Raw genomic sequence first — 8,674 nt, forward strand, 5'->3', positions numbered from 1 at the left:
GATCGCGACACAGCGGCCGCCGGGAACCTTCGTCGTCGACTACGTCGGCTCAGCGGCGCGTGCCCATCCACGAGCCGTGTGGCAGCGCGTCGTCGGGGAGCACCAGCTGGTCCACCTGGACCGGAAGAGGGACTGGGACCGCGTGATGGTCCTCCCCCTGCGCCCGGAGACGCCGCTGCCCATCGTCCGGATCATCGAGGCTGCAGTCGCTGACCTGTGCGGTCGCCCTCCAAGGTGCACGCGTCTCCCGCACCTGCCCAGGAATTGGCGCTCAGTGATCGCCGCTTAGAAGGCCCCAGATGCCGCGGCTCGGCGGCTGGTCTGGCCCCTGCGGACCAGCCGCCGCGGATCCGGTCAGGGTCAGCCGGGGCCTGCACCGCCGTCCGGCTGGCCTGCCCTGAGCCCGGTGGACGATGGCTATCTCCTGCGCCGGGTGGTGACGAGCTGACCGTCCTGGAGGCGGTAGTCGAGCTCGAGGCCGCTGTCGATCACGGTGAGGACGGCGTGGTGCCGGGCTGCGGGGATGAGGGCGATCTGGTTGCCGTCGCGGCTGACCTTGATGGTCGTCGGCGTCTTGCCCGGGTGGGCCAGTGTGACCGGCCCGTCCACGCTGCCCGGCGCGAGCTGTGCGAGGGGGATGGTCACGGGGCGGCCCCGCAGGAGTTGGTTGAGCGGGTTGGCCGGTCTGCTCACGTAGTCGAGGAGGTCTTCGACCTCGTACGTGTTCGCCTTGTAGGCGGAGGTCCAGCCGTCGATCTGCTGGTCGGCGACCCAGGTGCGGAGCTCGCCGGAGCCGATGCCGGCCTCTGCCGCGGCGCGGCCGATCTGGTGGGCCAGGCGGCGGGAGGTGATGCCGGAGGTGAGCAGGGTGATGGCCTGTTCGGTGTCGACGCCGTGCCGGATGTGCCAGGCGGTCTGTGCGAACAGGCGGGGGGTGGTGGGGGTGAGCAGGGGGTGGGTGTTGACGAGGTTGATCAGGGCGCCGGCTGTCCAGCTGATCGCGTGCTCGAAGGCCTGCTTGATGCTCTGGACGGTTAGCTCCAGCAGCCGGGGGTGGGACGGCATGGGGGAGCTGACCGTCCAGGCGCGGGCCAGTTCCGGGATGGGGGTGCCGGAGATCCAGTCCCGGACCGCATCGTCGATCGGCACGTCGACGTTGAAGGCCATGGTGTGTTCGCTGGTGAGCTTCCAGCTCCGGGCGGCCTCGGGCGTCAGCAGGAGGTTCTCGAAGGCGCCTTGCTCGGCGAGGAAGTCCAGGGTCCGCTCCAGGGGCCACTCGGGCGGCCCGAAGAAGACGCTGATCTCGTCCAGGGTGTCTTTCGGGGCCGCGTGGGCGACGAGCTGCTCCGCGAGTTGTTGGGCGAGCCAGTCGAGGTAGCGGGCGGATCCGATGCTGGTTCCGGTGCTGGCCCACCGGCGGGCCGAGACGGGGTCGGTGGCGTCGTAGACCGCGGTGGTCTTCTCCGCGAGCGCCATCCAGCGGGCCGGCAGGGATGGGTCGTCGGCCTGTTGCATGGCGAGCAGCGACCGCACCGGGTCCAGCCGGTCGCCGGGCGTGTGGAGGGTCTCGGCGTAGGTCTGCAGAACAAGCCACACGAACGCGGCGAAGTCCGCCGCGACCGATCCCATCACTCCGAACAGGCCGTCGACAGAGTTCCGCAGCTGATGCTCGGCGTGGGCCAGTGACCGCAGGGCCTCCGCGCTGAGCAGGTCGGAGGTGACGGTGAGCTGCTCGCTGTCGGGGGTGAACGTCTCGAATTCCGCGGCCCGGGGCGGATAAGGACGGGTGAGGACGACCCATCCCTCGCTCTCACGCCCGGCCCGGCCGGCCCGACCGACGGCGTTGAGCAGTTTCGCGGGGCTGAGACCGCTCTGATTCCCGTGCGTGGGGTCACCCTCGAGCGAGTGATTGATGATCACGGTGCGCACCGGGAGGTTGACGCCGTCGGTGAGAGTGGTGGTGCTGGCGATGGCCAGCAGGCTCCCGTCGCGCAGGCCTTGCTCGACAGCGTGGAGAACGTCGTCGGGAAGGTCGGCGTGGTGATAGGCGACGCCGTGGCGGGTGCAGTCGACCATGGGATGCTGCTCACCGAGGGTCTCGGCGAGGAACTCGTTGAGCGCCGCAGCCTCGGGGCGGACGTCCAGGTGATCGGCCATGGCGAGCGCGGCGTTCCTCGCGATGACCTTGCTGGCAACAACCATCAGGACACTGCCGGCCCGGGTCAGGGCAGCGGCCCCGGCGGCGAACACCTCGTAGTCGGCGACACCGCCGGTGAGCCTGGTGTTCTTGTTCCACTGCCAGGAGTTGGGGGAGGCGTACGGCCTGGTTCCGACGTCGGGGAAGGTCAGGCCGAAGGTGCCGCTGGCGGCGGTCGGCCGGACGACGAGCCGGGGGGCCAGCGGCACCGTCGCCCGCGTGGTGGAGGGGCGGTCCTTGCTCGGCTTCCGCGGGGTACGCACAGCCTGATCCTTGAGCTGCCGCGGGTACATGAGGCCGTGCAGGCGCCTCGGGCCGCGCCATTCGTCGGTGAAGTACACCTCCTCCGGCGGCCGCGTCGGGTCCAGCCACGACGCCAGGGCGGCCTTGTTGCCGACAGCGGCGGACAGCAGGACCAGCCGGATGTCGGAGCGGTTCCGCAGCAGGGCGAGCAGGCTCTCCAGCACGAAACCGCGCCGGCCCTGCGCCAGGTGGTGGGCCTCGTCGACGACGATGAGGCTGACGTCGTCCAGCGCTGCGCCCGGGTTGTTGCGGATCATGTGCATGAGCCGCTCCGGAGTCACGATGTCCACGTCCCCGACGAGGGAGCCGCTGCCGTCCGCAAGCGGGAAGTCCGGCTGCTCGGCGACCAGCTTGCGTTCCAGCAGTCGCAGCCGGCCGCGCAGCGCGGCCCGCATCTCCCGGCCGAGGCTGCGCATCGGCGACACGTAGACCACGCGGCCGGCTTTCTGCGCCAGGTGGGAGCAGATCACCAGCTGGGCCATCAAGGTCTTGCCCGCGCTGGTGGGCACGCTGATCAGGCTGCGGCCGGTGGCGGGGTCGACCGGGTTGCCCCGCTCAAGGTTCAGCAACTGGCGCTGTGGGCGCCACAGTGTCATCACCGGCGGGTCGGACATCGCGAAGGTCCGGGCGACCGCGTCCGGCGTTCCTTCCGGGAGCAGCGTGTACAGGCTGCTGGCGGCCATCTCGCCGCTCAGGCCGAGGAGGTGGGCCGCGACCCATCGGGCGGGCGGGTCGCTGAGGCCGGCCCGGCCGTCCAGTACGGTGCCCAGCAGGTCCTGCGCGTCCTGAAGTCGGTCGGGATCGCCGAACGAGAGGAACAGTCGGAGGAGGTGGACCGCTTCGACGACGGCTTCGGCGGGTCCGTACATCGTGCCGGCGAGCGGCTCGCCGTCCATCAGTTCCCGGAGCTCCGCGAACTGGCGGCGCCAAGCGGACAGGGCCCGGTTCAGGTCGGGCCGGTCGAAGCCCAGGAAGACGACGCCGGCCTCCAGGGCCAGGGTGTCGATGTGCGCTGCAAGTGAGGACGTGACGTTCACCAGGGTCTTGACCTGGCGGTAGACGGCGGTGGCGTTCGGTTCTTGCTCGCACCTGCGGTATCCGGCCTGGGCGGCGAAGGCGACCTGCAGCTGCTCGGTGGGGGAGCGCCGCTCGTCGGCCAGGGCCAAGTCCATGACGTGCGCGCTGACCGCGAGGGCCTGCCGCATCCGCACGGGATCGAACCCCGGACTCCCCGGCTCGACCGCGGCCACACCGTGCAGCAGCCACGCGGTCGCCAGCACGCTGTCCGGGATCTCCTGGTCGCCGCGGAAGGCGCTGATCTCCAGCTCGGTGATGGCCTCCAGCAACTCCTGTGCGGAGGGCAGGACCCCGCCGGGACGGTACTCGCCGAGGGCTGCGGCGAGCACGGCCGGATCTAGAGTGCGGTCCACACGTACTCCCTCACATGCTGGGCGAAGCCTTCAAGATCGTCGATCGCCACCACCAGTCCCTGGAGCGCGCCGGGGTGCTTGTGGGTGGTGAAGTGCTGATGGGCGAGATGGAAGGCCTTGGCCGGGATGGCGGTGGCGTTCAGTGCGACGCTGACCCCGCCGCCCGCGGACTCCTCCTCGTCCACCCACTGCTCGGCCAGACTGCCGACGAACTCCCGGATGTCGTCGGCGAGCAGCTTGTCGCCCCAGGACAGCATCCCCAGGTAGGTCTGCGCCTTGGTGCTGAGCTGTGTCCAGCCCTTGTAGATCGACCCGCTTGGATCGTTCGCCGCGCCGGTGTACTTCTTCATCTCCCAGAGGCGGAAGGAGAAGCCCCGGGCCGTTCCGGCCTCCCGATAGACGATGAGACCGTCACCGCCGCCGTCGTTGACGGCGGGTTTTGGCGGGCTGAGGATCTCTACAGGGCGCGCCTGGTCCTCGGGCAGGTCGCGGGTGAGGAGGTACCAGAGCCACTCGCCGACATGGCCGGCCGGCCCGTGGTTGCCGGCCTTCTTCGCGGCAGCCTTTTCGAAGACGGGTTCCGCGAAGCCCTTGACGAGGGTGTGGTCCTTCCCCGTCAGCTTCGTCCTGCTCAGGGTGGCCTCGCGCCACGTCCCGTACGACCGGGGCCGCCCTCCGGTACGTTCCCGCATGATCTCGTCGGCGACTATCCACGCCGCAGCTGCCCGGTCCTCCGGGCTGTTGCTGAGGGTCATGACGAGCTCCCAGGGGCACACCTGGCCAGCGCCCCGGGGTTCCCGCTGCACAAGGTCGGCCACCCGCCCGCCGAGGGCCGTCGCTCGGGCTAGCGCCCGCGCCGGCGAAACGTCCACCACCCGAACCCCCTGCTCGTCCCGCACCCCCGCGCCGAACCGCACCGGGCGGGTGCAGGGGGCCGAGGCGACCCTCGGCAGGGTCACCCTATCCAGCGCCTGCGACGGTCCTGGCCGACACCGTGATGGGCGCCTCCCAGTAGGCCGGGTTGGGCTCGCGCTCCACGCCCTGTGACGTGCTGGCCCTTGCGAGCCGTACACGCCCCGGGCCGCCGCGATGCTGGTCGCCTCCGACACCACCACAGCAGTGCGTGAATTCCAGCTCGACGACGGGGACCCGGGCAATCGCTGCCTGGCGGTCAAAGTTCGATGAGACAAGTCGAATACCCAGGCCCGATTCATAGACTCTGATCATGACTCGCGTCGGGGACGGTACTCCCCCGCCCCACCTCACGCCTCGCTGGCGGGACCTGCCCCGGCTGGCCGTCGTCTCGGCCCACGCCTACGCCCCGCCGCGCTTCCCGCGCGGCCCGATCCGCGGCGCCCTCGCGCCCGTATGGCTGATCCACCTCGGCATCCAGCACGCCGCAGGCAGCGTGCTCGCCATCGGGCCGTCCACCCTCGCTGTCCTACAGCCTCGACGCCTCGGCCTGCGCATCCGCGGCGCCCTGGTGGGCATGCTCGGCGTGCTGCTGCTCCTGCCCGCCGTGATCGTGCCGACCGCCGTCGTGGCCTTCGCCCTCGGCAACGCCATCGCCGGTCCCACCGGAGCGGGTGCCGTCGCGTACACCGTTCTCGGCGCCGAACTCGCCATCCTCGTCTGGCAGTTTGCGCACCTCCTCACAAGGGTCAGACATGGCGTCGAGCTCCGCCGCGAACTCGCGATCCTGCGCCGCACCGGACCGTGGGGAGAGATCGGCGGCCTCGTCGGCGGCCGGGACGGACACGCAACCCGCCACCTGGTCCGCCAGACCCTCGCATGGGCTGACGAGCAGGGCCTCGGCCTCGCCGCCGTTGCAGCCAACGCCCGACTCCGCCGCGCCTACGCGATCGGCGGGTTCCACCCCGCCCGCCCCGGCTCGCCGGTCCTGCTGCGCCCACCCACACTTCCCGCCGCCGCCCGGACGGAGCTCCTCACGCCAGGGCGGCCAACGAGCTGAGCCCGGCCAACATCAGGAACTGCAGCACCTCGCCCACCGGCGCCGCGCCGCACACAGCCCCGACCGCTCCACGCCAGCAGGCCAGGGAACAGCGCCAGCGGCCCCGGCAGCTCCACCACCTCGGCGGCTTTGCCGGTGGCCGGGACGGACAAGGTCGCCCGGGCCCGGGGCTTCGCTACTGGCCTCGGCGCTTGCCCCGTCGCATCGGCCGCCGCTACCGTCCAGGCGTGATCGGAAAGCTGCTGGGCACAGTCCTCGGGTTGGTCGCCGCCGGGGTGGCGGCGCAGCGGCGCACGGCGGCCCGCAGGCCGGAACCGACCCCCCGTATTCGGACGATGCACCACTGGCGCTGCGAGTGCGGCGGGCACTCCCGTGGCGGATTCATCACCCGCGATGAGGCGTGGTGGGCCGGCGAACGGCACAGGAGGCTCAAGGAAGCCGGCCATCCGACGGCGGAGCTCTACACGAGCAACCACCCCGACGACTGAGGGGGTAGGCTCCCGCTGCCCGGCGAGGCCGGCACTGGCCAGCTCAGGTACTGGCACACCGGTCCGAGTGCCTGCGCCCAAGCCGAGCGCCGGGCTTAGCCCACGGCGGGGAGTACACGGATGTTGCCAGCCTTGCGGGTCTTGGCCTTGGCCCTCTTCTTGCGCTGCTCCGCAAGCTGGTCCTTGTAGGCCGCGGCGGCGCGCTGGTAGGCGCCGACGAAGTCGGGGTGGTCAAGGCGATGCTCCGGCGGCATGACCGCGATGGCTGCAACGCAGTCCTCGGGACTGCGGTACGGCGCGATCATGGCGTTGAGCTGGTACGTGCCGTTCTTGACGCGCTTCACGAGATGAGCGAGTTCAAGGTCCCGCATGCCGGTGATCACGGTGGCTCGGGAGATTTTGACCAGTTTGGCGATTTCGTCCTGGTTCTGGACGAGCCGTCCGCCTGGCTCACTGTAAGCGCGGAGCTTGAGCAGGATTCGGTAGGCCGCGGGGCCCATGTCCAAGTCGGCGACGACGCCGTCCGCGTTGACAGCTGCGAAGTGCAGAGTCACGAGGTGGTCCTCTCCTTGTCCTGTCGGGCTTTGCGTCGCGCGGCCCGTTCCTCGGCCCGCGCCTTGCGCAGTTCCTCGATCGCGGTTCGCATCGCGTCCAGCGACGGGAAGCGGACGCGGTCCGGCAGTCCAGTGTTTCCCCGGATCTCGGAGATCCTATCGGCCTGCTCCACTCGAATCATCTGCGCCGGCTGATCCTCGGTCGCCGGGATGAACTCGGCCACCCTGTACGAGTACGGCGGGTTGAACTGGTAGACCCCAGGCCGCTTCTTGTAGACGATCCCGTGCTCCATGATCTCCTGAAGAGCATCGTTGATCTTGGGGCGCGTGATGTCCAGGACGGTGCCCATCTCCTCCTGGGTCAGCTCGATCTGCCCACCCGCTCGCTGGCACGCGATCATCAGGATGATGATCCGAAGGGGGAGCGCCTCGCGGAAGAACTGGGCGATGACCAGGAAGAACTCCTGGCTGTCGAGGGAGAAGGAACCCTGCTGGTTCGGCTTGCCCGAGTAGATCTCCAGCGGCTTGTGCCGCGCACTCACGGAGACCTTGCGGTCGGGGTATCGCTCCGCCAGGTCGTCCAAGCCAGGTACCGAGGGAACCGGCGCTAGAGGGGAAGCGAAGGCACTGAGCGGATCGGCGAGAGGCAGCTCTGGCTGCTGCGGGTTGACGCGCGGCGAAGTGCGGCGGCGGCGCGCGGGCTCGGTCGGCACGGGCTGGGTCTCCCACGGTCGCGTTCAGGTCGATGATCACTGCGGACCTGCAGTATGTCAGAACCCTTTGACAAGAATGTTGGAACCTCACGACATTCTGCGTGTCGCGTGTCCCCTCAGAGGGAACACCAATGCCGGCCGCGTTCCCTCTGAGGGGACACGCGTCGCCTGTGACAGCCATGGCCCAGAAATGTCAAAGACCTTTGACCATCCGGCCGCCGCCGGTGTTCAGGATCCTTGACATTCCAGCCCGCCGCTGTCCCCTCAGTTGGAACACCGAGAGGGCACCGTGTACCCGATAGGGGGTCACATTCGTATACGCACCAGTTGTTCTGACCAGCGGAAACGTCTTCGCAGCCCCATCTGAGGTGACCCGCCGTCGTCTCGCTCCCCTCACCAACCCACGGGCTGCGCCCGCGAGCCTGCGGCTGACATGACTACAGCTCCGGGGTACCAGGGCGCTTGGCGCCCCTGGACCCCGCCCTGGGCCGGCATCACCCAGCGCGAAACCGGCGTGTTGATGGCCGGTCATCGTTCGCGCTGGGCAACGCCGTCCATTCGTTCACCACTGGCCCGCCGTTCTGGTTCCGGTTGCACCATCCAGAGGGAGTCATCCGACCCCTGGAGCAGGGGCTGTCCGGTGAGTCCCTCGGCCCGGAGGGCCGGCTGGACGTGCAGAGGTCGCGGGGGGCCAGTTTCGCCGTATGGTCTAAGCCAATCCAATTGGTCCAGTCCATAGAGGTCTCTACCACTTGAAACTGATGCTTCATCAGTAAAATTTGGCGGCATGGCAGCAATGCCGTTCCACCCCCACCACCCCGCCCGGCCGCTACACTGGACCCATGACCAACACCGCAAACCACCCAAGCGCGGAGCGCGCCCCTAATAGCCCTCTGAACAGCCAAAACGTTACCCAACACCCCGAAATGGCCGGCCGGATGGCACACCCGACTACTGCGCTCCGGAGGAGCGCAGCTACACGCTCCACCTCCGCCACGGAGTGGCGGAGCGTCACAC

The 8,674-nt window shown here is 69.5% G+C and carries 6 protein-coding genes; 2 read left to right on the forward strand and 4 right to left on the reverse strand.

Translation table 11 applies throughout. The features are described 5' to 3' along the window. Nucleotides 1–417: 417 nt before the first annotated feature. Nucleotides 418–3,930 carry a DEAD/DEAH box helicase gene (locus tag IE98_RS0130100; RefSeq protein WP_030274377.1) on the reverse strand — a complete coding sequence of 1,171 codons (3,513 nt, stop codon included), beginning with the start codon at nucleotides 3,928–3,930 and terminating at the stop codon, nucleotides 418–420. After that, nucleotides 3,915–4,685: a hypothetical protein gene (locus tag IE98_RS0130105; RefSeq protein WP_030274379.1), complete on the reverse strand. Its 771-nt coding sequence runs from the start codon at nucleotides 4,683–4,685 to the stop codon at nucleotides 3,915–3,917. The genes IE98_RS0130100 and IE98_RS0130105 overlap by 16 nt, the downstream gene beginning before the upstream one ends. A 470-nt stretch (nucleotides 4,686–5,155) precedes the next feature. Between IE98_RS0130105 and IE98_RS43305 the strand changes: the two genes are divergently transcribed. Together IE98_RS43305 and IE98_RS0130120 are read left to right on the forward strand one after the other, a co-directional pair. Further along, nucleotides 5,156–5,902: a hypothetical protein gene (locus tag IE98_RS43305; protein WP_043175457.1), complete on the forward strand. Its 747-nt coding sequence runs from the start codon at nucleotides 5,156–5,158 to the stop codon at nucleotides 5,900–5,902. A 227-nt stretch (nucleotides 5,903–6,129) separates the two neighbouring features. Next, nucleotides 6,130–6,390 carry a hypothetical protein gene (locus IE98_RS0130120; protein ID WP_030274381.1) on the forward strand — a complete coding sequence of 87 codons (261 nt, stop codon included), beginning with the start codon at nucleotides 6,130–6,132 and terminating at the stop codon, nucleotides 6,388–6,390. Between the two features lie 95 nt (nucleotides 6,391–6,485). Here IE98_RS0130120 and IE98_RS0130125 read toward each other — a convergent pair whose 3' ends face one another. Both IE98_RS0130125 and IE98_RS0130130 read right to left on the reverse strand, forming a co-directional pair. Further along, nucleotides 6,486–6,944 carry a replication/maintenance protein RepL gene (locus IE98_RS0130125; protein ID WP_234443732.1) on the reverse strand — a complete coding sequence of 153 codons (459 nt, stop codon included), beginning with the start codon at nucleotides 6,942–6,944 and terminating at the stop codon, nucleotides 6,486–6,488. Then, nucleotides 6,941–7,657: a hypothetical protein gene (locus IE98_RS0130130; RefSeq protein ID WP_043175459.1), complete on the reverse strand. Its 717-nt coding sequence runs from the start codon at nucleotides 7,655–7,657 to the stop codon at nucleotides 6,941–6,943. The genes IE98_RS0130125 and IE98_RS0130130 overlap by 4 nt, the downstream gene beginning before the upstream one ends. Nucleotides 7,658–8,674 lie beyond the last annotated feature (1,017 nt).

The organism is Streptomyces sp. NRRL B-24484 (genome assembly GCF_000717715.1).
Lineage (GTDB): Bacteria > Actinomycetota > Actinomycetes > Streptomycetales > Streptomycetaceae > Kitasatospora.